This window comes from Actinospica durhamensis (assembly GCF_018139695.1).
In the GTDB taxonomy this organism is placed as follows: domain Bacteria; phylum Actinomycetota; class Actinomycetes; order Streptomycetales; family Catenulisporaceae; genus Actinospica; species Actinospica durhamensis.
The window spans coordinates 1-721 of sequence record NZ_JAGSOG010000657.1 but is presented as its reverse complement, the minus strand read 5'-3'; the positions used below and the strand labels follow the sequence as shown (position 1 = coordinate 721).

The window sequence follows — 721 nt, the reverse complement described above, 5'->3', positions numbered from 1 at the left end:
GGCCTGGGGAGCGCAGCGACCGGTTCGAGGAGGCGTGCCAGGTCATCGTCAGTCTGCTGACGCGGGAGACTACGACGTTCGCGGGGACGCACTACACGCTCACTGACGCCCGGTGCGATCCGAAGCCGGTGCAGCGGCCGCATCCGCCGATCTGCATCGGTGGCAGCGGGGAGAAGCGGACGCTGCGGACGGTCGCGCGGTATGCGCAGCATTGGAACTTCGATACGGGCGGTATCGAGCGCTTTGTTCGGGCTCGCGATGTGTTGTGGCGGCACTGCGACGAGGTGGGGCGCGATCGGGGGGAGATCCGGCTGTCTTGTCAGGTTCCGTATCACGGGGACGCGGCTGCGACTGCGGATATCGCGGCGCAGTTCGGGGGTGCGGGGGCGCAGCTTGCGATCGTTTACTTGCCTCAGCCGTATACGGCTGCCGTGTTGGAGCCGTTGGCTCAGGCGTTGCGCAAGGTGGGCTGAGTCGGGGCTTGGCGGGGGGCCGGCGGCGAGCGGCGAGCGGCGAGCGGCGGGTGGCCAGCCGTCGGGTGGCGAGCGTCGGGCGGCGGGTTGCCGTGTCAGGTGCCGTGTCGGGCTGGTGAGTCACATGGTTGAGATGGGCCGTTGGGGCGGCCTGTTGGGTGAGCGTGCTTTGGCAGCTTGTTGAGGGAAACTGCTGAGCTGACGTGGTGGGCGGCGTGCTTGGGTGGCGCGTCGAAGGGGCGTTCGGG

The 721-nt window shown here is 69.1% G+C and carries 1 protein-coding gene; it reads left to right on the top strand.

What is annotated here, in order from left to right; translation table 11 throughout:
• Positions 1 to 473, top strand: a 473-nt coding sequence (locus KDL01_RS41585) for an LLM class flavin-dependent oxidoreductase (protein ID WP_212534219.1), incomplete at its 5' end; no start/stop codon positions are given.
• Positions 474 to 721: the final 248 nt, after the last annotated feature.